Origin of the sequence: Streptomyces sp. NPDC050145 (assembly GCF_044460245.1) — a bacterium.
GTDB lineage: Bacteria > Actinomycetota > Actinomycetes > Streptomycetales > Streptomycetaceae > Streptomyces.
The window spans coordinates 306,031-326,505 of sequence record NZ_JBITJS010000006.1 but is presented as its reverse complement, the minus strand read 5'-3'; the positions used below and the strand labels follow the sequence as shown (position 1 = coordinate 326,505).

The window sequence follows — 20,475 nt, the reverse complement described above, 5'->3', positions numbered from 1 at the left end:
GGGGCCGCCCACCCCCGTGGGGCGGCCCCGGCCGGGGTCGCGGGTCAGGTGCGCGCGGTGCCGTTCAGCTCGGCGATCGGCAGATCGGCCAGCCCCAACTGGCCTGCCTTGTCGAGCAGTTCGCGCACCTGACCGGCCTGTTCGCCGCCGCTCTGCATGAGCTTCATGAGCAGCGCGGAGACGGTGAGGTTCTGCACGTCGGCCGTGGAGACCGACCCGAGGATCTTCGTCAGGTCCGCGGTGAAGTCCGCCGAGCCGTCCAGCCACGGTCCGGCGAGGGTCCGGGCGGTGTCGGAGTGACGGACGAAGGAGTCGACACCCTTGCCGAGCGCGATCGAGTTGACGATCTTGTCGAAGAAGGCGGACTCGCCGCCGACGATGCTGATGTCCGCGCCCTCCAGGCCGGTGGCCAGCACCGTGGCCTGCGCCTCGGCGACGTGCCGCTGCGCGTCGAGCCCGGCGAGCCGGATCTCCTTCTCGGCCTGCAGCCGCAGTCGGTACTCCTCGTGCCCGCGGGAGGCCTCGTCGAGCGCCGCCATCGCGACGGCCTTCTGGTTGATGCCCTCGGCCTCCGCCTTCAGCTTCTCGGAGATCCCGGTGGCCTCGGCGAGAGCCTTGGCGCGGGCACCCTCGGCCTCGGCGCGCATACGGGCCTCGGTGGCCTCGGCCTCGGCGCGGCCGGCCTTCTCGATGACCTCGGCCTCCTTGTCGCGCACCTGCACCTCGGCTAGCCCGCCGGCCGCCGCCTCCGCCTGGAGACCCGCGGCGAGCTTCAGCTTGGCCTGCGACGTGAGCTCGGCGGACTTCAACTCGGCTTCGGCGAGCGTGAGCCGTTCTGCGGCGCGGTGCGTGGCGGCCTGCTCGGCGGCCTCCGCGGCCTTGATGTCCTTGACGAGCTTCTCCTGCGCCTCGGCCTCCGCCGCGATGATGACGGCCTGCCGCCCGCGCTCGGCCTCCTCGACCGCGCGCAGCTTCTTGATGGACTCCTCCTGCTCGGCGACCGTGCGGTCGACGGCGACGCGCTCGCGGACGACCTCGGCGATCTCCCGCTTCTCCGCCTCGACCTCCTTGTCGGCGGCGATCTTCGACAGCTGGGTCTCGCGCTCGCGGGCGATGACCTCCAGGAGCCGGTCCTTCTCGATGCGCTCGTTCTCGACGGCGATGACGCGCTCGCGGTTCTTCTGCGCGACGGCGACCTCGCGGGCCTGGTTCTCGCGCTGCACCCCGAGCTTCTCCTCGGTGACGAGGAACGCGCCCTGCGCCCGCAGCCGTTCCTCCTCCATGACCCGCGCGGTCTCGGCCTCCTCGCGGGCCCGCACCGTGTCGATCTCGCGCTTCTGCTTGATCTCGGCGTCGGCCTGCCGGCGCTCCAGCTCCAGGATGGTCTCGCGGGCGTCGACGTTCTGCCGCGTGATCTCCTTCTCCTCGGTGCGCTGGAACTCGTTGGTCTTCACGTGCTCCACGGTGGTCAGCTCGGTGATCTTCCGGATGCCCTGCGCGTCGAGGACGTTGTCCGGGTCGAGCTGGCTGAGCGGCGTCTGCTCCAGGTAGTCGATCGCCGCGTCCTCGAGGTGGTAGCCGTTCAGGTCGACGCCGATGACCTCGATGATCCGGTACCGCAGCTCCTCGCGCTTGGTGTAGAGGTCGGTGAAGTCGAGCTGCTTGCCGACCGTCTTGAGCGCCTCGGAGAACTTCGCGTGGAACAGCTCCTGGAGCGTCTTCTGGTCACTGGCCCGCGCGGTGCCGACGTTCTGCGCGACGCGGATGACGTCGTCGACGGTCTTGTTCACCTTCACGAAGAACGAGATCCGGATGTCGGCCCGGATGTTGTCCTGGCAGATCAGGCCGTCGCGGCCGGTACGGGTGATGTCGATGGTCTTCACCGAGATGTCCATGATCTCGGCCTTGTGCAGCACCGGCAGCACGACCTGCCCGGTGAAGGTCACGTCGACCCTGCGCATCCTGGAGACGATGAGCGCCTTGCCCTGCTCGACCTTGCGGAACAGACGCGTGAAGGCGAACAGCAGCGCGGCGACGACGAGCAGGGCGACGACGACGGACACGCCGATGCCCACGGTGGTGGCATCCATGAAGAAGTCCTTCGGATCCAGGGCCGGTCGGCCCTCGGTGACGGTGAAGACGCGGTGCGGCCGCCACGGGGACGACCGGCACAGGGATGACGTCAGTCACGGACGCGGTGCGCACCGGTTCGGTTGCGGACCGTGGCGGCCTGTCGGTGTGCCGTGACGTCGTACTCCGGCTCTGCGCACATGAGTTGGCGGATCGGCGCCGCTGTCAGGCGACCGCGCCGGGTGCGCGGAGGGGAGCTGTGCGGGCGACGGGAAGGGCGGGGCCTGTTCCCCCGTGAGCGACCGCGATCCCCCATGGCGCGTACGCCTCGTCCATGCCCCGCCCCCTCGTGCCGTGACTCCCCCGACGGCACTCCGATGCCGGGCTCCGTTTCCGGAACCCGGCATCGGAGTCGGCCCCCCGTTCCTGCCACGACCATCCTGCCCCGCGGCCGAGCCCCGGCACATTGCCGCAACCCGGCAATCTTTACGCGCCCTTGATGCCGAGGAGCAACGGATCCGCGGTACGCCCCTCGGTCACCTGGCCACCCTGTTCACCGTCCGAAGAACGGTGTTCCGTGTCGGCTACCAGCCTGGGTGCAACGGCCGGCCGGCACCGACGCCTCGACGCTCGGCGAGCAGCCGCTTGCGATGGCCGCTGCGGCGGAAGGCGGTGACGAGAGTGATGGCGGCGCCGACGGCGACGCCGAGCACCGGCAGCAGGACGGCCGGCACCAGCCCGATCCCGAACGCGAGATAGCCCCCGGAGTCGCCGATGGCATACCGGTCCGGGTCCGGGGACGAACAGGTGACCTCGTAGTCGCCCGTCCGCGACACCTCGATCGTGTAGCGCGGGTTCCAGACCTCGTGACGGGTGTGGAACACGTCGATGCCCGGGCCGGTGAGCCGCGGCTCGCCCGGCCCGGTGATGTGGCACTTCTGATCGGGCGTCGGGCCCGGGGGGTCCCTGACCCAGATCGCCCTGTCGCTGTCCGGCCCGAGGCGCAGGGAGACGGTGTCCCCCTTGCCGAACTGGTGCCCGGTGTCCACCGCGTCGACCACCCGACTGAACCGGTACACAGCGATGACCGCGCCCAGCACGATCAGCGCGAAGGCGACGGCGGCCGCCACGCCGTACCAACGGCGCCCGGGTCTCAGTTCGTTCGCCGATATCCGCGGCGGCGGGGAGCTGATCTGCATCGACACACCTTAGAGGCGAGGCGCCGGCCCCCCGAACGGGCCGGCACCCCGAACGCGCGGGTACCCCCGCGGCGCCTCGCCGTGCCGCGACTCAGTCCTCCTGAACCGGCTCTTCCGCGTTGCGCCACGTCGTGACGTCGAGCGTGATGTACGTACTCGGGTCGTTGGTCCCGGACTTGCCGCGGAAGGTGATGAGGCCGATGTGACCGGCGTTGCTGCGGACGCAGATCTGCGAACCGGCGCCCAGCTGGTCCATCGTGATGTCTTCCGTGAAGCGCGTCTCGTTGCGGCAGGTCTCCAGCGAGCCCTTCTGCGAGTTGTTGAGCAGGACCAGCTTCCCGTTGTCGGTGCCGACCTTCGCGTCGCTGAAGCCCATCGAGTCCGCGTAGAAGAAGAAGTCACCGCCGGAGTACGAGGCCCCCGTGCCGCCGCCGTCGAGCGGCTTGACCGGGTTGTCCCCGAGCTGGAGGTAGTAGTTCTCCGTCAGGTTGATGTTCTTGTACGTGGCCGGCTTGGGGTCGGGGCGCTTCCCGTTGTCGGTGCCCTTCGCGGACCCGCCCGATCCGCCGGAGCTGCTCGAACCGCCCGAGGACGAGGACGACTCGTCGCCCTTGCCGTTGTCGACCACGGCGCCGATGACGCCGAGGACGACGAAAGTCGCGACGATCGAACCGGCGATGATGAGCCCGGTGCGCTTCTTCGGGGGCGGCGGGGCGGCGGCCCACGGACGGCCGACACCCGGGTGCGGCGCGCCCATCGGAACGTGGCCTCCGGTCGGCGGCATCGGCCCCCGGTAGCCGGGACCGGGCGGAGGCGTCTGGTAGCCGTGACCCGGCGGAGGGGTCTGGTACCCGGGCTGCGCGACGGGCGGCGGGGTCTGGCTGAACGCGGTGGGCGCGTACGGCGAAGGACCGGTCGGCGGCGGGACGGCGGCCGTCGGCGGATGCGGCGTCGAACCGGCCACGGGCGGCGGCGTGCTGGCCGCCTGGGTCGGCGCGTGCGAGGCGTGACCTGCGACCGGCGGCGGCGTGGCGGACGCCTGGGTCGGCGGGTACGGCGGCTGACCCGCGACGGGCGCCGGTGTGGCGGCCCCCGAGGTGGGCGGCGGGGTCTGCGCCGGGGCCGGCATCTGCGAGCGGTCGACGAGCGCGGTCGCGAACGACTGGGGCAGCCAGTCCTCGCCCTGACGCAGCGGCGTCGGCGACACCTCGTGGCACAGCGCGATGACCTCGTCGAGGGACGGCCGGTCGGCGGGATCGCGGCTCAGGCAGCGGGTGACCAGCGGGCGCAGATCGTCGGGCAGGCGGCTGAGGTCGGGGTCCTCGTGCACGATCCGGTAGAGCACCGCGTGCGAGGCGCCCTCCCCGTAGGCGGGCGCGCCGATCGCGGCGAACGCGGCGATCTGGCCCAGCGCGAAGACGTCCGTCGCGGGGCTCACGGTGCCGGACATCGCCTGCTCGGGCGCCATGAACGCGGGGGTGCCGACCGTGACGCCGCTGCTGGTGAGCGAGGTGGCGTCGGCGGCACGGGCGATGCCGAAGTCGATGACGCGGGGGCCGTCGCCGGCGAGCAGGACGTTGCCGGGCTTCAGGTCACGGTGGACGATGCCCGCACCGTGGATGACCTGGAGCGCCTCGGCGACACCGACGGTGAGCAGCAGGGTGCTGCGCACGGGGAGGGCGCCGTGCTGGGCGACGGCTCCGGCGAGGGAGGGGCCGGGCACGTAGGCGGTGGCGAGCCAGGGCGGGTTGCCCTGGGTGTCGCAGTCGATGACCGGCGCGGTGTAGAGGCCCTGGACGCGCTGGGCGGAGTGCACCTCCTGCTCGAAGCGCCGCCGGAAGTCGGCGTCCTCGCTGAACTCGGGCCGGATGACCTTGACGGCGAGGGGGCGGCCGCCCGGCGTGTACGAGAGGTACACCTTGCCCATGCCGCCGGCGCCGAGGACGGCCACCACGCGGTAGCCGCCGACCACGGCAGGATCGTCGGCCTGAAGTGGCTGGAACGGACTCTGCGACGGTGTCGTCATCGCGACACATCCCCCTTTGTTGCGGCCGGCACCGGCTGCCCGGTGCCCGTAAGACCTGGGGAGCGTACCGAATGGCACGGCCGGTTCGAGTCACTGCGGGGGTTTGTCCCGGCGTGGCACCCCGGCGCTCGGGACAACGAAAAGTGCCGGTCGAGAAGGATCTCGACCGGCACTCCGTGGTGTCCGAGGGGGGACTTGAACCCCCACGCCCGATAAAGGGCACTAGCACCTCAAGCTAGCGCGTCTGCCATTCCGCCACCCGGACAAGGTGTCTGCCGCCTGTTTGCGGGGTGTTCCCCGCGGCGACATGGACAACAATACCAAGGTTTCGGAGTGCCCTTCACCTGCATATCCGCGCGGCCGGGCGGCACCGCCTAGAGTCTCACCATGAGTGACACGACAATCACGCAACGTCGAGGAAAGGTGCGCCGACCTCGGATGTTGTCCCCGCTGCGGGAGCATCTGCGGGACACCTTCTGGTTCGCCCCGACCGCGGCGATGGTGCTGGTGTGGCTGGTGTGGATGCTCGCCGCCGCACTCGACGGCGTCATCGTGGAGTCGCTCCAGGACAGCGGCGACTACGACGCGCTCAAGGACCTGATGAGCATCGCGGACGACGCGAAGACGGTCGTGACGACGATCAGCTCCGCGATGATGACCTTCATCGGTGTCGTGTTCAGCATCTCGCTGGTGGCCGTGCAGATGGCGGCGGGGCAGCAGTCGCCCCGCGTGGTGCGGCTCTTCGTGCGGAGCCGGATCACGAAGGCGACCTTCGCCGTGTTCCTGGCCACCTTCCTGCTGTCCCTCCTGGTCCTCACCTCGTTCGAGAGCGAGCAGGACCCGCTCCTCGTGACGACCGTGCCGTTCCTCGAGTCGCTGCTGACCCTCGCCCTGGTGGGCCTGAGCCTGCTGCTCTTCGTGATGTACGTGAACTCGACGCTGCGGATGCTGCGCGTCGGGCACGTCATCGACCGGGTCACGGCGGAGGCGTTCCGCGTCGTGGCCCGCATGCCGTACGTGGAGGGAGGCGCCCCGGCGCTCGGCCCCGGCGACGGGCATCCGGGCCCCGGTGACGGGCATCCGGAGGAGGGGCTCGGGCCGGAGACCGGCCGGGTGGCCTACCGCGGCCGGGCCGGGGTGCTGAGGGACGTGAACATCGCACGGCTCGTGCACGCCGCCCGCCGGCAGGGAGTCGTGCTCAGGGTGCTGCCGAGGATCGGCGACTTCGTCGTGCCGGGCACGCCGCTGCTCGCCGTGCACGGTGGAGCCGCACCGTCGCCGCGGGCTCTGGGGCGGTGCGTGTCGGTGGGCGTCGAGCGCACCTTCCACCAGGACCTGGGATTCGGCCTGCGGGTCCTCGCGGACATCGCACTGCGCGCCCTGTCGCCGGCGGTGAACGATCCGACGACCGCCGTGCAGGCCCTCGACCGCATCGTGCAGTTCCTCGCGGCGCTGGGCCGGCGGCCGCTGGTGGAGCTCCGGTACACCGACCGCGGCGGCGCCGTCCGGCTCGCCCAGCCGGTGCCGCACTGGGACCAGCTGGTCGACCTCGCGTTCACCGAGATCCGCACCTGCGCCACCGGGAGCCCGCAGGTCGTCCGGCGAATGTTCGCCGCCTTCGACGATCTCCTCACTCTGGTGCCCGAGGAGCGCCGCGCCCCGCTGCTGCGCCACCGTGAACTCCTGCTCCAGAGCGTGGAGCACACGGTGCCCACCGCCGCCGACCGGACCTTCGCCCAGCAACCCGACCGCCAGGGCATCGGCTGACGCCCGGGCAGGCGCGGGCCCACGGGAGTGGTGAGGCATGAGGGCACTGAGGCATGGGGGCCCGGGAGCGCGGGCCCCCCGCCTCCGGCCGGTGCGGCGCGGACACGCGGCCCGCGCCGCGCCCGCACCGCTCCGACTCGGCACCGGTCAGAGCATCATCGGCACCGGTCAGGGCATCAGGTGGTACTCCGGGAAGTTCCCGGGCAGGCGTTCGCCGGCCGGGCCCTCGGTGACGGCCCGGACGAGCAGCTCGCCGCCGACGAACGCGCCGCGCCACGACGCCCCGAACCCGCCGAACAGCTCGTCCCGGTCACCGCGTGAGCGCGCCTTCCCATGACCGACCTTGAACGCCCGGATCTGCGGGGCGAGCCGCGCGAAAGTCGCCGGGTCGTCCGTGGAGAGCGTCGCCACGAGGGCCCCGTTCGACGCGTTCATGGCCGCGAGCAGCTCCGCCTCGGTGTCGACCAGGACGATGGTGTCGACCGGGCCGAAGGGTTCGGCATGGTGCAGCGGTGAGGACGGCGGCGGCCCGAGCAGCGTCACCGGGTGGACGTAGGCGCTGGTGTCCTGGCCGGGCAGGAACCGGCCGGGGTCCGCGCTCGCCCGGTGCAGCGGCGCGGCTCCGCGGTCGACGGCCTCGCCGACCTGGTCGGTGAGCTCCTTGGCCTTCGCGGCGTTGATGAGCGGCCCGAAGTCGAGGTCCGGGTACGGGTCGGAGGGGTCCGCGACCGCGAGGGGGTGGCCGACGCGCAGGGTGCGCACGGCGGGCAGGTACGCGTCGAGGAACGCGTCGAACGCCTCGCGCTGGACGACGAACCGGGGGTAGGCGGTGCAGCGCTGCTTCCCGTAGTCGAACAGCTTGGGGATCGCGGCCGTCAGGCCGGCCCAGTCCGTGTGGTTCCAGATGCCCCAGGTGTTGAGTCCTTCCTGTTCGAGGATGTGCCGCTTGCCGAGGTCGGCGACGGCCGTCGCGACGGCAGCGCCGGTGTCGCGTCCGCCGACGAAGGAGACGCAGCCGATCTCCGGCGCCCTCACGAGCGCCTCGGACAGCTGGCCGCCGCTCCCGCTGACGAGCGTGACGGGGATGCCCTCGCGGGCGGCGAGGGCGCAGGCCAGAGTGAGACAGGCGACGCCGCCGTCGGTCGGGGTCTTGGCGATCACCGCATTGCCCGCGAGGGCCTGTACCAGCAATGCCTGAACGAGCACGCTCATCGGATAGTTCCAGCTCGCGATGTTGGACACCGGGCCGGGCAGTGGGGTCCGGCCGTCGAGCATCTGGTCGATGCCGTCCACGTACCAGCGGACGCCGTCGACGGCCCGGTCGACGTCGGCCAGGGCGAGGCGCCAGGGCTTGCCGATCTCCCAGACCAGCAACAGCGCGAGCAGTTCGCGGTGTTCGGCGAGGGCGTCGAGCGTGGCGGCGACGCGGGCCCGGCGCTCGGGCAGCGGGATGTGCCGCCAGGCGCGGTGCTGGTCGAGCGAGGCGCGTACGGCACGGTGGGCGGCCTCCGCGTCCAGGCGCGGCGGGCCCGCGATGGGGCGACCGTCGACCGGGCTGGTGGCGGGCAGGGGCAGGCCGTCGGGCTGCCAGCCGCCCTGCCAGAGGTTGAGGACGCGGTCGTCGCGGAAGGCCTCGGGGGCGGCGGCGAGGCAGCGCCGCCAGGCGTCGTCCCAGGAGGTTCCGGCTTTGAGGGTGGTCGGGGCGGCGGGTGTGGTGAGGGTGGTGGTGGGCATGCTTCGGTCTCCGCTCACGGTGCACAGTCGGGGCGGGGGACGTCTCGTGGCGTGCGGTCGAGACATCTCTGGATGTGTGTACGTGCGGGGGTGAGCCGGGAGGTGCCCGCTCGACACCTCCCGGGGTGCGCAGGCGTTCGGGAGGTGCCGGGGTCAGCTCTCGGCTTCGAGCCGGTCGAGTACCAGGCGGGCGGTCTCGGTCGGTGTCGCGCCGACGCGGACGCCGACCGCCTCCAGGGCCTCCTTCTTGGCCCGGGCGGTGCCGGAGGAGCCGGAGACGATCGCGCCGGCGTGACCCATGGTCTTGCCCTCGGGCGCGGTGAACCCGGCGATGTAGGCGACGACGGGCTTGGTGACGTGGTCGCGTACGTATGCCGCGGCCCGTTCCTCCGCGTCGCCGCCGATCTCGCCGATGAGCACGACGAGTTCGGTCTCCGGATCGTTCTCGAAGGCTTCCAGGCAGTCGATGTGGGTGGTGCCGATGACGGGGTCGCCGCCGATGCCGACACAGGTCGTGAAGCCGATGTCGCGCAGCTCGTACATGAGTTGGTAGGTGAGCGTGCCCGACTTGGACACGAGGCCGATGCGGCCGGGTTTGGTGATGTCGGCGGGGATGATGCCGGCGTTGGACTGTCCGGGGCTGATGAGACCCGGGCAGTTGGGGCCGATGACGCGGGTGCCCTTGCGGCGCGCGCGGGCGTGGAAGGCGACGGCGTCGTGGACGGGGATGCCCTCGGTGATGACGACGGCTAGCGGGATGCCCGCGTCGGCCGCTTCGATGACGGCGGCCTTGGCGAAGGCGGGCGGTACGAAGACGACGCTGACGTCGGCGCCGGTGGCGCGCATGCCCTCGGCGACGCTTCCGAACACGGGGACGGCGCGGTCGTCGAAGTCGACGGTGCGGCCGGCCTTGCGGGGGTTGACCCCGCCGACCACGTCGGTGCCCGCAGCCAACATGCGCCGGGTGTGCTTCATGCCCTCGGCCCCGGTCATGCCCTGGACGAGGACCTTGCTCTCTTTGGTCAGATAGATGGCCATGTCCGGGCTCCTTAGCGGGAAGAGAGGGCCAGGTCCGCGGCGCGCTGTGCGGCGCCGTCCATGGTGGTGGCCTGCTGGACGAGGGGGTGGGCGCGTTCGTCGAGGATGGCGCGGCCGCGGGCGGCGTTGTTGCCGTCGAGGCGGACGACGAGCGGTTTGCCGAGGCGGACGCTGTCGAGGGCCTTGACGATGCCGTCGGCGACGGCGTCGCAGGCGGTGATGCCGCCGAAGACGTTGACGAAGACGGACTTGACGGCCGGGTCGGACAGGATGACGTTCAGGCCGTCGGCCATGGTCCGGGCGGAGGCTCCGCCGCCGATGTCGAGGAAGTTGGCGGGGCGTGCGCCGCAGCCGGCGACGACGTCGAGGGTGGACATGACGAGTCCGGCGCCGTTGCCGATGATGCCGACCTCGCCGTCGAGTTTCACGTAGTTGAGGCCCTTGGACGCCGCCTCGGCTTCGAGGGGGTCGTCGTGGGTGACCTCGTTCGCGCCCCAGCGTTCGCGCCGGAAGCGGGCGTTGTCGTCGAGGGTGACCTTGCCGTCGAGCGCGAGGATCTGCCCCTGGGCGGTGCGCACGAGGGGGTTCACCTCGACGAGTACGGCGTCCTCGCGGGTGAGGACGCCCCACAGTCGTACGAGGACGTCGGCGGTCTGCGCCGGCAGTCCGGCCGCCGCGGCGATCTCGGCGGCTTTGGCGCCGGTCACGCCCTCCGCGGGGTCGACGGGGATCCGCGCGACGGCCTCGGGCCGGGTGGCGGCCACCTCCTCGATGTCCATGCCGCCCTCGGCTGAGGCGATGGCGAGGAAGGTGCCGGCCGCGCGGTCGAGCACGTAGGAGACATAGAACTCTGTCTCTATGTCGACGGGTTGGGCCAGCATGACGCTGCGCACGGTGTGGCCCTTGATGTCCATACCGAGGATCTGACGTGCCGTGAGTTCGGCGGCGGCCGGGTCGGCGGCGAGCTTGACTCCGCCCGCCTTGCCGCGGCCGCCGGTCTTCACCTGCGCCTTGACGACGACGCGGCCGCCGAGCCTACGGGCGATCTCCCGGGCCTCCTTGGCGGACGAGGCGACTTCGGCCCGGGGCACCAAGATGCCGTGTTCCTCGAAGAGTTCCCTTGCCTGGTGTTCGTACAGGTCCATTCCGGCTCCTGACTCGAAAGTGCCGCACGCCCCCTGGACACCACCCACCGGATGCGGGATAACAAGGTTCATACAGTATTCGTCGACTGTATGCAATGTACGAGCGACGCACGAGAACCCGTGCCTCAGTCGTGCTCGGCGCGGCTCGCGGTGTCGCTCCAATCCCCTAGGAAGGGACGGGACTTCGCCATGCCCCAGTCCAATGCGGACAACGGCCAGGAGCAGATCTCAGGTGGGCACCTGGTCGCCAAGGCACTCAAGGCAGAGGGTGTGGAGGTCATCTACACCCTCTGCGGCGGCCACATCATCGACATCTACGACGGCTGCGTCGACGAGGGCATCGAAGTCGTCGACGTACGTCACGAGCAGGTCGCCGCGCACGCCGCCGACGGATACGCGCGGCTGACCGGCAAGCCCGGATGCGCCGTCGTAACGGCGGGACCCGGCACCACGGACGCCGTCACCGGCGTCGCCAACGCCTTCCGGGCCGAGTCACCGATGCTGCTCATCGGCGGCCAGGGCGCCCACACGCAGCACAAGATGGGGTCCCTGCAGGACCTGCCGCACGTCGACATGATGACGCCCATCACCAAGTTCGCCGCGACCGTGCCGGACACCGCCCGGGCCGCCGACATGGTGTCCATGGCGTTCCGCGAGTGCTACCACGGGGCTCCCGGGCCGTCCTTCCTGGAGATCCCGCGCGACGTCCTGGACGCCAAGGTGCCCGTCGACAAGGCGCGCGTGCCCGAGGCCGGCCGGTATCGCGCCTCCACGCGCTCGGCCGGCGACCCCGAGGCGATCGAGAAGCTCGCCGACCTGCTGGTCCACTCGGAGAAGCCGGCGATCCTGCTCGGCGGCCAGGTGTGGACGACCCGCGCCACGGAGTCGGCGATCCAGCTGGTGCGCACCCTCAACGTGCCCGCCTACATGAACGGCGCCGGACGCGGCACCCTGCCGCCCGGCGACCCGCACCACTTCCAGCTGTCGCGCCGCTACGCGTTCTCCAACGCGGACCTCATCATCATCGTCGGCACGCCCTTCGACTTCCGCATGGGCTACGGAAAGCGGCTCTCCCCCGACGCGACCGTCGTGCAGATCGACCTCGACTACCGCACGGTCGGCAAGAACCGCGACATCGACCTCGGCATCGTCGGCGACGCGGGCCTCGTGCTCAAGCAGGTCACCGAGGCCGCCTCCGGGCGCATCAACGGAGGCGCGGCCAAGCGCAAGGAGTGGCTCGACGAGCTGCGCGCCGCCGAGCAGACGGCACTGGAGAAGCGGCTGCCGAGCCTGCGCTCCGACGCCTCCCCCATCCACCCGTACCGGCTCGTCAGCGAGATCAACGACTTCCTCACCGAGGACTCGATCTACATCGGCGACGGCGGCGACATCGTCACCTTCTCCGGCCAGGTCGTGCAGCCCAAGTCGCCCGGCCACTGGATGGACCCGGGGCCGCTCGGCACGCTCGGTGTCGGCATTCCCTTCGTGCTGGCCGCCAAGCAGGCACGGCCCGACAAGGAGGTCGTGGCGCTCTTCGGCGACGGCGCGTTCTCCCTGACCGGCTGGGACTTCGAGACGCTCGTGCGCTACGACCTCCCCTTCGTCGGCATCGTCGGCAACAACTCCTCGATGAACCAGATCCGGTACGGCCAGAAGGCCAAGTACGGCGAGGAGCGCGAGCGCGTCGGCAACACCCTCGGGGACGTCCACTACGACAAGTTCGCCCAGATGCTGGGCGGTTACGGCGAAGAGGTCCGCGACCCCGCCGACATCGGCCCGGCCCTGCGCCGCGCCCGCGAGTCCGGCAAGCCGTCCCTCATCAACGTGTGGGTCGATCCGGACTCGTACGCCCCCGGAACCATGAACCAGACCATGTACAAGTAGTGAGGTGCCCGGGAAATGACATCTGCGACCAAGGCTCTCGACGGCATCCGCGTCCTCGACATGACCCACGTCCAGTCGGGCCCCTCCGCCACCCAGATCCTCGCGTGGCTCGGCGCCGACGTGGTCAAGCTGGAGGCGCCGTCCGGCGACATCACGCGCAAGCAGTTGCGTGATCTCCCGGACGTCGACTCCCTCTACTTCACGATGCTCAACTGCAACAAGCGGAGCATCACCCTCAACACCAAGTCGGAGCGCGGCAAGGAGCTCCTCACCGAGCTGATCCGCCGCTCCGACGTGATGGTGGAGAACTTCGGCCCCGGCGCCGTCGACCGCATGGGATTCACCTGGGAACGCATCCAGGAGATCAACCCGCGCATCGTCTACGCCTCCATCAAGGGCTTCGGCGAGGGCCCGTACACCAACTTCAAGGCGTACGAGGTCGTCGCCCAGGCCATGGGCGGCTCCATGGCGACCACCGGCTTCGAGGACGGTCCGCCGCTCGCGACCGGGGCCCAGATCGGTGACTCCGGCACCGGCATCCACGCCGTCGCCGGCATCCTGGCCGCGCTCTTCCAGCGAGAGAGCACGGGGCGCGGACAGCGGGTCAACGTGGCCATGCAGCACGCCGTCCTGAACCTGTGCCGCGTCAAGCTGCGCGACCAGCAGCGGCTCACGCACGGCCCGCTGGCCGAGTACCCGAACGAGGACTTCGGCGACGAGGTGCCGCGCTCGGGCAACGCCTCCGGCGGCGGCCAGCCCGGCTGGGCCGTCAAGTGCGCACCGGGCGGCCCGAACGACTACGTGTACGTCATCGTGCAGCCCGTGGGCTGGCAGCCGCTGAGCACCCTCATAGGACGCCCGGAGCTCGCCGACGACCCCGAGTGGGCGACGCCGGAGTCCCGGCTGCCGAAGCTCAACAAGATGTTCCAGCTCATCGAGGAGTGGTCCTCGACGCTCCCCAAGTGGGAGGTCCTGGAGAAGCTCAACGCGCACAACATCCCGTGCGGCCCGATCCTCTCCACCAAGGAGATCATCGAGGACGCCTCCCTCGTGGCGAACGACATGGTCGTCGAGGTCCCGCACCCGCAGCGCGGCTCCTTCACGACCGTCGGCTCCCCGCTCAAGCTCTCCGACTCCCCCGTGGACATCACCAGTTCGCCCCTTCTCGGTGAGCACAACGAGGAGGTCTTCGTCGGCGAACTCGGCCTCGGGGACGAGGAACTGCGTCTGCTCAAGTCGAACGGAGTGATCTGATTGATGGCCGAGGACCGGACGCTGACGGTGCGGGCGCTGCTCGACACCGTGCGGGCCGAGGGGCGCACGGCGCTCACCGCTCCGGAGGGGAAGGTGATCGCCGACGCGTACGGGATCGCCGTCCCCGGTGAGGAGCTGGCCAGGGACGTGGACGCGGCCGTCGCCGCGGCGGCGCGCTTCGGCAAGCCCGTGGTGCTGAAGATCGTCTCCCCCGACATCCTGCACAAGACCGACGCCGGCGGTGTCGTGGTCGGTGTGGAGGGAGCGGCCGCGGTACGGGAGGCCTTCTGCCGGATCGTGAAGAACGCGCGGGCCTACGCGCCGGACGCCCGCGTCGAGGGTGTCCAGGTGCAGGAACTGCTGCCCACGGGCGCCGACTCGCAGGAGGTCATCGTCGGGGCCGTCACCGACCCCACCTTCGGCAAGGTCGTCGCCTTCGGGCTGGGCGGCGTACTGGTGGAGGTGCTCAAGGACATCACCTTCCGGCTCGCTCCCGTGAACGCGGACGAGGCGGTCGGGATGCTCGACTCCATCGGCGCGGCGGAGGTGCTGCGCGGGGTGCGGGGCGCCCGGGGCGTCGACCGGTGGGCGCTCGCCGAGCAGATCCGGCGGGTCTCCCAACTGGTCACGGATTTCCCGGAGATCGCGGAGGTGGACCTCAACCCGGTGATCGCGACGCCGGAGGGGGCCGTCGCCGCGGACATCCGGGTGATCCTCGCCGAGGGCGCGCCCAAGCAGCGCCGCACGTACACGCGCGAGCAGATCCTGGCGTCCATGAAGCGGCTCATGCAGCCTCGCTCGGTCGCCGTGATCGGCGCGTCCAACGAGCAGGGCAAGATCGGCAACTCGGTGATGCGCAACCTCATCGACGGCGGTTTCTCCGGCGAGATCCATCCGGTGAACCCCAAGGCCGATGACATTCTGGGCCGCAAGGCGTACAAGAGTGTCACGGACGTGCCCGGTGAGGTGGATGTGGCGGTCTTCGCGATCCCCGCCAAGTTCGTGGCAGCGGCCTTGGAGGAGGTGGGGCGCAAGGGCATACCGAACGCGGTGCTGATCCCGTCCGGCTTCGCCGAGACCGGCGAGCACGAACTCCAGGCGGAGATCGTGGCCATCGCCGAACACCACGGGGTGCGTCTGCTGGGCCCGAACATCTACGGCTACTACTCGACGTGGCAGGACCTGTGCGCCACGTTCTGCACGCCGTACGACGTGAAGGGCGGGGTGGCGCTGACCTCGCAGTCGGGCGGCATCGGGATGGCGATCCTGGGCTTCGCGCGGACGACGAAGACGGGCGTGTCGGCGATCGTCGGGCTCGGCAACAAGTCGGACCTGGACGAGGACGACCTGCTCACCTGGTTCGGCGAGGACCCCAACACGCAGTGCATCGCCATGCACCTGGAGGACCTCAAGGACGGGCGCGCCTTCGTGGAGGCCGCGCGCGCCACCGTGCCCAAGAAGCCCGTCGTCGTGCTGAAGGCCGGACGTACCGCCGCCGGCGCGAAGGCCGCGGGCTCGCACACCGGCGCGCTCGCGGGCGACGACGCCGTGTACGACGACATCCTGCGGCAGGCCGGCGTCATCCGGGCCCCGGGCCTGAACGACATGCTGGAGTACGCGCGGGCGCTGCCCGTGCTGCCGACGCCGCAGGGCGACAACATCGTGATCATCACGGGGGCGGGCGGCTCGGGCGTGCTGCTCTCCGACGCCGTCACCGACAACGGGCTGCGGCTGATGGAGATCCCGGACGATCTCGACGCTGCCTTCCGGCAGTTCATCCCGCCGTTCGGGGCCGCGGGCAACCCCGTCGACATCACGGGCGGCGAGCCGCCGTCGACGTACGAGGCGACGATCCGCCTCGGGCTCGAGGACCCGCGCATCCACGCACTCGTGCTGGGCTACTGGCACACCATCGTCACCCCTCCCATGGTCTTCGCGGAGGTAACGGCCCGCGTCGTCGAGGAGTTCCGCGAGCGCGGCATCGAGAAGCCGGTCGTCGCGTCGCTGGCCGGGGACGTCGAGGTCGAGGAGGCGTGCCAGTACCTCTTCGACCACGGGGTCGTCGCGTACCCGTACACGACCGAGAAGCCGGTCGCGGTGCTCGGGGCCAAGTACCGGTGGGCCCGTGCGGCCGGGCTGTTGGGGGGCGGTCGATGAGGTGAGCGATGACGGATCCGGCCGGCGGTGCGCGCCGGCCGGACCCAGGACCCGTGCGCACACGAAAGCATTTTGGACAGGGGGCGCTGGCCAGATCTTTCGACGCAAGGGATGCGACCGTCATGACCGCAACCGAACTGTCAAGATCCGTCCCTTACAGGGAGGTGACGGACGCCAACGGCCGGGTCTACCGGGTTGGCGAGCGCGACATCGACATCATGGGGCGCAAGCGCAAGTGGATGGTGATCCTGCCCTGGGTGGGCATGATGGGGATCTCCTCCGCCGAGTACGCGTTCGCGTCCGCCGAGGACACTCTGCACACCGCGCACAGTTGGAACAGCCAGCACATCTTCTGGATGATGACGGTCTGGGTCTTCTTCCAGGCCGCGGTCGCCTTCCCGGCGGGAAGGCTGCGTGAGAGCGGCAAGCTGCCGGCCCGCTGGGCCATGATGCTCGGCGCGCTGGGCACGCTGCTCGGCTATCTGTCGCTCGCCTACGCGCCGCACGTCGTGTTCGCCTACATAGGCTTCAGCGTCTTCAGCGGCATGGGCGCCGGCATGGTGTACGCCACGTGCGTCAACATGGTCGGCAAGTGGTATCCGGAGCGCAGGGGCGGCAAGACGGGCTTCGTGAACGGCGGCTTCGCCTACGGTTCCGTGCCGTTCGTGTTCCTGTTCACCGGCTTCATGGACCTGACCAACTTCCGCTGGGTGCTGGTCTGCGTGGGTCTGCTCCTGGCCGCGATGGTCGCGACCGCCGGCTTCTTCTTCCGGGACCCGCCGAAGAACTGGTGGCCCGCCGAGATCGACCCGCTGCATCCTCCGGAGGACCCGCGGGCCCGGCGTTCCCTGGAGAAGAACCCGCCGGCGGTGAAGCAGTACACCCCCATGGAGGCGTGGCGGACGGGCCGGGTCGCCTTGATGTGGTTCTGCCTGGCGTGCACGTCCGGTGTGAACATCTTCGGTATCGCCTTCCAGGTGGACATCGGGAAGGAAGCCGGTTTCGCGGGCGGGATCGTGGCGACCGCGATGTCGCTCAAGGCAGTCGTCAACGGCACGGGGCGCGGGGTCATCGGCTGGCTCTCCGACCGGTACGGCCGCAAGCAGTGTCTGCTCGCCGTCTGCGTCATTCTGGGCGCCGCCCAGTTCGGCATTCTCTGGTCGGCGGAAGCGAAGCACCTGGCGTTCTTCCTGATCTTCTCGGCGATCTCCGGATTCGGCGGCGGCGCCATCTTCCCGATGTTCGCGGCACTCACCGCCGACTATTTCGGCGAGAACAACAACGCGACGAACTACGGGATGGTCTACAGCTCCAAGCTCGTCTCCGGTCTGGGCGCGGGCATGGGCTCTCTCGTCGTCGGGGCGTGGGGGCATTCGGGCGCCTTCATCCTGGCCGGCTGCATCTCGTTCTTCGCGGGAATCGTCGCGATCTTCCTGTCGCCGCCCGGGCGGCCCAAGTCCCGCAACGTCCGCCCGAATCCGCAACCGCTCGGTGAGGAGATGGCCTGATATGACGGCGGAGCCCATCGCCGCAGGAGCACACGCGTCGGAGTACGGCGCGGGGTACGAAGAGGTCACCGACGAGAACGGCCGCGTCTATCGCGTCGGCGAGACGGACCGCGACATCCTCGGTCATTCCCGTAAGTTCATGGTGTATCTGCCGTGGATCGCGATGATGGCCATCAGCGTCTCCGAGTACGCGTACGGCTCGGCGGAGGACACGCTGTCCAGCGCCCACGGCTGGACGCAGTCCAACACCTTCTGGATCCTCAGCGTCTGGGTGTTCTTCCAGGCGGGAATCGCCTTCCCGGCTGGATGGCTGCGCGAGAAGGGCATCATGACGGCGCGGCGGGCCATGTCCGTCGGCTCGTTCCTGTGCCTGCTCGGCTTTCTCGCACTGTCCCATCTGAGCAATGTGTGGCTGGCCATCATCGGATTCGGCGTCATCGGGGGCCTGGGGTCCGGCCTCGTCTACTCGACGTGCATCAACATGGTCGGGAAGTGGTATCCGGAACGAAAGGGCGGCCGCACGGGATTCGTCAACGGTGGTTTCGCGTACGGGTCGTTGCCGTTCATCTTCATCTTCAACTACGGCTTCGACACCTCGAACTACCACCGGGTTCTCGACATGATCGGTGCCTACGTTCTCGTCGTGGTGCTCGTCTGCGCCTTCTTCTTCAAGGACCCGCCGAAGAACTGGTGGCCTTCGGACATCGACCCGTTGGTCACGTCGGGTTCCGGGAAGAGTGCGCGGTCACTCGCGAAGAACCCGCCCGCGGTGCGGCAGTTCACGCCGAAGGAAGCCATCAGGACGGGAATGCTGCCGCTGATGTGGCTCAGTCTGGTGCTGACGGCCGGGGTGTCGATCTTCGGCATCTCCTTCCAGGTCGACTTCGCCAAGGAGGTCGGATTCGGTCCGCTGGTGGCGGCGTCCTCCATGGGCGTGATGGCCGTCATCAACGGAGTGGGGCGTGCGGTCGTCGGCTGGATGTCGGACATCATGGGCCGCAAGCCGAGCCTGGTGTTCGTCATCCTCGTCCTGGGGCTCGCCCAGTTCGGCGTCATCTGGGCGGGCGACATCCGCAGCGAAGGGCTGTTCCTGGTCTTCGCGTTCCTCTCCGGATTCGGCGGCGGCGCCTTCTATCCGATGTTCGCCGCACTGACGCCGGACTATTTCGGTGAGAACTACAACGCCACGAACTACGGGCTCGTCTACAGCGGAAAACTCGTCAGCGGCCTGTTCGGCGGCGGTCTCGGCTCAATGGTGGTCGCCGCGTGGGGTTACAACGGGGCGTACGCGCTGGCCGGCGGGATCTCCATGGTGGCCGCCGCGGTGGCGCTGCTCCTGAAGCAGCCGGGGCGGGCCGGAACGACCTAGTTCGCGCTCGTCTCCGTCACACATGAGTGGGGCCCGGCCAGATCGGCCGGGCCCCACTCATGTGCCGCGCGTCAGTGCCGCGCGCGCAGTGCCGCCATGTTGTCGTAGCCGATCCTCGCGTACTTCAACGACTGCCCGAGGTCGGTGCCGCTGGGCGCGTTGTCCTGCTCGACCATCGGGTTGTGGTAGTTCTTCCGCCCGACTCGGCTGAAGAACGTGGTGTAGTCGATGACGCCCTCGCCGAAGGGAACCATGTCGTAGCCCATGCCGTTGGTCTCGTTGCGGGTGCCGTCCTTGGCATGGAACAGCGGGTAGCGCTTGTTGTGGGCGCGGACCAGGGCCGCCGGGTCGAAGACGTTCTCCTGCGGGGAGCCGTCGTGCGCGGTGTAGGTGTGGAACTTGTACTGGGCGACGTGCGCCCAGAAGATGTCCATCTCGAGCCACACCGTGCGCGGGTCGCTGACCTGGAGGAAGTACTCCAGCTTGCGGATGCCGGAGCTGCGCGTCGGCCGGCCCTGCGCGTCGAGCGGGCCGCCGTCGAGCAGGAAGCCGTACGCGGCGTCGTGGTTGTGGGTGTACAGCTTGAGGCCGGCCCGGTGGGCGATCTCGCCCAGCGCGTTCCACTTGTCGGCGGCGACGTCCCAGTCCGCCTTGTACGAGCTGCCGGTGGGGTCACCGCCGGTGCCCATGTGGTCCATGCCGAGGATGTTGGCGATCTCGAGGTGCTTCTTGAACGTGTCGATGTCGGACGCGCTCAGCGGCCAGGACGACGGGATGAAGCCGTGGTTACCCTGGGCCCGCAGCCCGTACTCGTCGAGCCAGCCGCGCAGCAGCTTGGCACCGGCGACGGATTCCAGGTTCGCGCCGCCGGGCGCGTTGGCGTGCTGGCCGTACCCGGCGAACTCGACCTGCTTGTATCCGTAGCGGGCCAGCTCCTTGAACACGTCGCGGAAGCCGCTGGGCAGGTTGCTGGAGAGCGGGTCGCGGCCGGTCGCGTCACGGACGGTGTAGAGGATGATGCCGCGCTTGTGGGCGGGCACCAGATCCTGTCCCCTGCCGTCTCCCGCGCTCTCGTCCGGGACCTCGTTCCCGGTTTGGGCGAAGGAGGGTGCGGCGCCGAGGACGGGGGCGGCTATCGCGCCCGCGGCGACGGCGGTGCAGGTGCTGAGGAAGCGGCGGCGATCGATGCCGAGGCGGGCTCTGAGGGCGTCGTCGGCGGGGGTCTCGCGGAAGTCGGTCACGGGGGTGCCTCTCTTCGATGTGCGGATCCTCGGAGCGGGGAACCTCGAGGTGCGGACTTCGAGGTGCGGACTTCGAGGTGCGG

At 70.1% G+C, this 20,475-nt stretch carries 13 protein-coding genes and 1 tRNA gene; 6 read left to right on the top strand and 8 right to left on the bottom strand.

From position 1 onward, the window contains the following. Nucleotides 1-44: 44 nt before the first annotated feature. The 4 genes from ACIBTU_RS14925 to ACIBTU_RS14910 all read right to left on the bottom strand — a co-directional run bounded on the left by ACIBTU_RS14925 (nucleotide 45) and on the right by ACIBTU_RS14910 (nucleotide 5,560). A complete protein-coding gene (locus tag ACIBTU_RS14925; RefSeq protein WP_399126499.1) occupies nucleotides 45-2,090 on the bottom strand; it encodes a flotillin family protein in 2,046 nt (681 codons plus the stop codon). A 564-nt stretch (nucleotides 2,091-2,654) separates the two neighbouring features. Continuing rightward, nucleotides 2,655-3,269 carry a hypothetical protein gene (locus ACIBTU_RS14920; RefSeq protein WP_399126498.1) on the bottom strand — a complete coding sequence of 205 codons (615 nt, stop codon included), beginning with the start codon at nucleotides 3,267-3,269 and terminating at the stop codon, nucleotides 2,655-2,657. A gap of 91 nt (nucleotides 3,270-3,360) precedes the next feature. Then, entirely contained in the window at nucleotides 3,361-5,295 is a 1,935-nt protein-coding gene (locus tag ACIBTU_RS14915; protein ID WP_399126497.1) for a serine/threonine protein kinase, read from the bottom strand. Between the two features lie 177 nt (nucleotides 5,296-5,472). After that, nucleotides 5,473-5,560: transfer RNA gene (locus ACIBTU_RS14910), tRNA-Leu, on the bottom strand. A gap of 122 nt (nucleotides 5,561-5,682) precedes the next feature. Between ACIBTU_RS14910 and ACIBTU_RS14905 the strand changes: the two genes are divergently transcribed. Further along, a complete protein-coding gene (locus tag ACIBTU_RS14905; RefSeq protein WP_399126496.1) occupies nucleotides 5,683-7,062 on the top strand; it encodes a DUF2254 domain-containing protein in 1,380 nt (459 codons plus the stop codon). Nucleotides 7,063-7,230: 168 nt separating this feature from the next. Here the strand turns inward: ACIBTU_RS14905 and ACIBTU_RS14900 are convergent, their stop codons facing one another. The 3 genes from ACIBTU_RS14900 to sucC all read right to left on the bottom strand — a co-directional run bounded on the left by ACIBTU_RS14900 (nucleotide 7,231) and on the right by sucC (nucleotide 10,979). Next, on the bottom strand, nucleotides 7,231-8,796 hold the full coding sequence (locus ACIBTU_RS14900; protein ID WP_399126495.1) for an aldehyde dehydrogenase family protein: 1,566 nt from the start codon (nucleotides 8,794-8,796) through the stop codon (nucleotides 7,231-7,233). 153 nt (nucleotides 8,797-8,949) lie between these two features. Beyond that, on the bottom strand, nucleotides 8,950-9,834 hold the full coding sequence (sucD, locus tag ACIBTU_RS14895) for a succinate--CoA ligase subunit alpha (protein WP_399126494.1): 885 nt from the start codon (nucleotides 9,832-9,834) through the stop codon (nucleotides 8,950-8,952). A gap of 11 nt (nucleotides 9,835-9,845) precedes the next feature. Further along, nucleotides 9,846-10,979: an ADP-forming succinate--CoA ligase subunit beta gene (gene sucC, locus ACIBTU_RS14890; protein WP_399126493.1), complete on the bottom strand. Its 1,134-nt coding sequence runs from the start codon at nucleotides 10,977-10,979 to the stop codon at nucleotides 9,846-9,848. A gap of 189 nt (nucleotides 10,980-11,168) precedes the next feature. Here sucC and ACIBTU_RS14885 point away from each other — a divergent pair, with 189 nt between their 5' ends. The 5 genes from ACIBTU_RS14885 to ACIBTU_RS14865 all read left to right on the top strand — a co-directional run bounded on the left by ACIBTU_RS14885 (nucleotide 11,169) and on the right by ACIBTU_RS14865 (nucleotide 19,151). Then, nucleotides 11,169-12,863, top strand: coding sequence for a thiamine pyrophosphate-binding protein (locus ACIBTU_RS14885; protein WP_399126492.1), 1,695 nt, complete (start codon nucleotides 11,169-11,171; stop codon nucleotides 12,861-12,863). 15 nt (nucleotides 12,864-12,878) lie between these two features. Beyond that, nucleotides 12,879-14,117, top strand: a complete 1,239-nt coding sequence (frc, locus tag ACIBTU_RS14880; RefSeq protein ID WP_399126491.1) for a formyl-CoA transferase — start codon at nucleotides 12,879-12,881, stop codon at nucleotides 14,115-14,117. Between the two features lie 3 nt (nucleotides 14,118-14,120). Then, the gene (locus ACIBTU_RS14875; protein WP_399126490.1) at nucleotides 14,121-16,274 is read left to right on the top strand and encodes an acetate--CoA ligase family protein; all 2,154 of its coding nucleotides are present in this window, start codon (nucleotides 14,121-14,123) and stop codon (nucleotides 16,272-16,274) included. Nucleotides 16,275-16,396: 122 nt separating this feature from the next. Next, on the top strand, nucleotides 16,397-17,782 hold the full coding sequence (locus ACIBTU_RS14870) for an OFA family MFS transporter (protein ID WP_399126489.1): 1,386 nt from the start codon (nucleotides 16,397-16,399) through the stop codon (nucleotides 17,780-17,782). A gap of 1 nt (nucleotide 17,783) precedes the next feature. Next, a complete protein-coding gene (locus ACIBTU_RS14865; RefSeq protein WP_399126488.1) occupies nucleotides 17,784-19,151 on the top strand; it encodes an OFA family MFS transporter in 1,368 nt (455 codons plus the stop codon). A gap of 71 nt (nucleotides 19,152-19,222) precedes the next feature. Here the strand turns inward: ACIBTU_RS14865 and ACIBTU_RS14860 are convergent, their stop codons facing one another. Next, complete coding sequence (locus ACIBTU_RS14860; RefSeq protein ID WP_399126487.1) at nucleotides 19,223-20,392, bottom strand: sugar phosphate isomerase/epimerase family protein; 1,170 nt, start codon at nucleotides 20,390-20,392, stop codon at nucleotides 19,223-19,225. Between the last annotated feature and the right edge of the window lie 83 nt (nucleotides 20,393-20,475).

Bases quoted from the DNA above. Each gene is read 5' to 3' on its own strand.
- ACIBTU_RS14925 (WP_399126499.1), bottom strand. From the start codon at position 2,090: ATGGATGCCACCACCGTGGGCATCGGCGTGTCCGTCGTCGTCGCCCTG.
- ACIBTU_RS14920 (WP_399126498.1), bottom strand. From the start codon at position 3,269: ATGCAGATCAGCTCCCCGCCGCCGCGGATATCGGCGAACGAACTGAGA.
- ACIBTU_RS14915 (WP_399126497.1), bottom strand. From the start codon at position 5,295: ATGACGACACCGTCGCAGAGTCCGTTCCAGCCACTTCAGGCCGACGAT.
- ACIBTU_RS14905 (WP_399126496.1), top strand. From the start codon at position 5,683: ATGAGTGACACGACAATCACGCAACGTCGAGGAAAGGTGCGCCGACCT.
- ACIBTU_RS14900 (WP_399126495.1), bottom strand. From the start codon at position 8,796: ATGCCCACCACCACCCTCACCACACCCGCCGCCCCGACCACCCTCAAA.
- sucD (WP_399126494.1), bottom strand. From the start codon at position 9,834: ATGGCCATCTATCTGACCAAAGAGAGCAAGGTCCTCGTCCAGGGCATG.
- sucC (WP_399126493.1), bottom strand. From the start codon at position 10,979: ATGGACCTGTACGAACACCAGGCAAGGGAACTCTTCGAGGAACACGGC.
- ACIBTU_RS14885 (WP_399126492.1), top strand. From the start codon at position 11,169: ATGCCCCAGTCCAATGCGGACAACGGCCAGGAGCAGATCTCAGGTGGG.
- frc (WP_399126491.1), top strand. From the start codon at position 12,879: ATGACATCTGCGACCAAGGCTCTCGACGGCATCCGCGTCCTCGACATG.
- ACIBTU_RS14875 (WP_399126490.1), top strand. From the start codon at position 14,121: ATGGCCGAGGACCGGACGCTGACGGTGCGGGCGCTGCTCGACACCGTG.
- ACIBTU_RS14870 (WP_399126489.1), top strand. From the start codon at position 16,397: ATGACCGCAACCGAACTGTCAAGATCCGTCCCTTACAGGGAGGTGACG.
- ACIBTU_RS14865 (WP_399126488.1), top strand. From the start codon at position 17,784: ATGACGGCGGAGCCCATCGCCGCAGGAGCACACGCGTCGGAGTACGGC.